At 65.3% G+C, this 2,364-nt stretch carries 1 protein-coding gene and 1 pseudogene; both read right to left on the reverse strand.

Translation table 11 applies throughout. The features are described from left to right. A pseudogene (locus J9611_RS21195) lies at nt 1-1,397 on the reverse strand (DDE-type integrase/transposase/recombinase); the annotation flags it as partial. Continuing rightward, nucleotides 1,394-2,191, reverse strand: a complete 798-nt coding sequence (locus J9611_RS21200) for a TnsA-like heteromeric transposase endonuclease subunit (RefSeq protein ID WP_307857178.1) — start codon at nt 2,189-2,191, stop codon at nt 1,394-1,396. The gene J9611_RS21200 and the pseudogene J9611_RS21195, both read right to left, overlap by 4 nt. Between the last annotated feature and the right edge of the window lie 173 nt (nt 2,192-2,364).

Here is a 2,364-nt window from a genome sequence, read left to right on the forward strand (position 1 = left end):
CCGTCGTGGGGCCGGTTCTGCCAGCCGGTCACGATCCATTCATCGAGCAGGTCCTGGATCTCCGGCAGCGAGAAGACAGCCTGGTGCTCGGCGTTCTTGCCCCGCCGCTCAACCGAGGAGCCCAGGTAGCCGGTGACGTACTGGGCGAAGAGCGTGCCGATGGACTGCAGGGTGCGTTCAATGACGGGTTTGTCGGTGGGGGTGTCGGGGTGGGCCGGCTGGAAGCTGATGCCCTGGCTGCGGCAGGCGCCCTTGAACGTGTTGGAGAGGTAGGCCTTGCCGTGGTCGCAGACGATGGTTTCGGGCACGATGACCGGTTTCGCGGCGGCGCCGGCGAGCCGTTCGTCGATGGATTTCATGGACCGGTAGGGCAGGGCCGAGGCGGCCATCGACGCCGCCTGTGCCCACCCGGGGCGCATCAGCTCGGGGGTCAGGCAGCGGGCCAGCAGGAGGGCCGCGTCGACGGCCTTCGTGGCGGGCCGGACGACCGCGGCGGGGATGCTGCGGGTGGCGATGTCGACCATGGCGGTCAGTTCCACGCGTCCGATGACGCCGTCGTCGAGTTCGACGGCGATGTCCAGGGGAGTGGAGTCGATCTGCATCAGCTCCCCGGGCCTGACCGGATAGACGGCGCCGAAAGGCGCCTCCGGTTGCTGGGCAAGGGTGCGCCTGGTGCGTGCGGATCCTGTCGCGTGCCGGCCGGCGGCAAGCCGGCCGACCAGGCGGTGAAACGTCGCCCGGGAAGGAAACGGAACAAGCCCGGGGCCGTGCTCAGATTCGAGCTGCTGGCGGACCTGGCGCATCAGCCGGTCCATGGTGCCAGTGGATTGGTGGGTGTTGTGTTCCAGCACCTTCACGACGGCGTCAACAACGCGCTGGTCGGTCTGGCCGGCCACCGGGTCGCGGCGGATGAGCCGCTGATCAACCAGACCCAGCAGGCCCTGCTGCTCGTAGGCGCGCCGCAGGCGCTGGAGCTTGCTGAGACTGAAGTGCTCTCCCAGCTCGTCGAGCTCCGCCAGCTTGGCCAGGTCCCGTTGCCGGGCAGACGTCAGCCGGGGGTTGTAGGTTCGTTTGGCCACATGGTCTGGTTCAGCGTTGCAGGGGACGCCGTCCAGGATCTCGGTGATGTGTCCTTCCAGCCACCGGGCCCTGTTTCGGACCTCCTGGGGCAGCGATTCGAACAACATGGACGGCCCGGTGATCCTGCGCCGTAAGGGTGATGGGTCCAGGATTTTGAAGCTGGCATCGGCGAAGAGGGAGCTGAGTTTGATGGCGACCGGGGACTCGCCGCCGACGGTGAGCATGGCGACGTCGCCGTCGAGGCCGGTGAGCCGATACGTGAGCCCGTGGAACTCGACGTCGTCTCCGAGCCTGAGCAGACCGTGTCCGCCCGTCACGGTGTCACCCCCAACGAGATCAGGGTGTCTTTGGCCAGGGGCCGGTCGTGCAGATCCGTACAGATTTTGTGTCTCCACAGCAGATGGAACAGGGTCGGCAGGGTGGTGACAGGGTCACCCGCTGCGGCCGTGAGGTCCCGAAGCATTGCCGGGCCGTTCGAGAGGATGTCCGTCAAAAGGGTGGCCACCGGTTCCCGGGAACACCGTGGATACCGGTAGCCGGCCAGCCAGCGCAGATTCGCCAGATAGACCGAAGGCAGTGCACCGAGTCGTTGATAACTCCAGCCGACGCCGGTGCAAAGGCCCTCGGTTGCCTGGAAAACGTCCCGGTCCGCCGGCTTCACCCGGGCCTCCGGGCGGACGTCGAGCACAACAGCGGACCCGTCGCCACGGCGGACAAAATAGTCCGGGACGTGCGAATGTTGGGGGAGCGGTGCAGGCAAGGCGATCCGGAAGGGCTGGGATGAGATACCGATGACGTCCGGGTCAAAGTCCAGGGACATCAGGTGATCACGTTCGCACCAGGATTCGAACCCGACATGGCGCCCATTCGTCCCGCACCACCACAGACCGGCGAAGTTGCGTTGTCCCTTGAATGCTGCCGGCGATCGGATGGGCCGGACAAGCTCAAACGGAAGCATCCAGCAATCCGCCAGGAAGGCCGTTGTTAGGGCGCTGTTGAATTGCCCCCTGAAGGTCAGGGTGCCTGCTGGATCATGCTGTCCGGCAAGAGTGTCGGACGCCGCCGTCGAGCGTCCCATAGTCCGGATTCTAGCCATGCCAGCACCCGGCATGCGTCACCTAAAGTGAGACACGCCGGACCAATGGTCCAACTAACCTGAGACCGGCCGGCCGGATGCGTCACCTAAAGTGAAACGCACCACGCCAATGGTTCAACTAACTTGAGACAAACCCGACCAATGCTCCAACTATCTTGAGATTGCGTCACTTTAGGTGAGACAGGACA

The sequence above is a fragment of the Pseudarthrobacter albicanus genome (assembly GCF_018224015.1).
Taxonomy (GTDB): domain Bacteria; phylum Actinomycetota; class Actinomycetes; order Actinomycetales; family Micrococcaceae; genus Arthrobacter; species Arthrobacter albicanus.

What these genes read in the sequence shown, in the direction of transcription:
- J9611_RS21200 (WP_307857178.1), bottom strand. Translation starts at nt 2,191, where the DNA reads ATGCCGGGTGCTGGCATGGCTAGAATCCGGACTATGGGACGCTCGACG.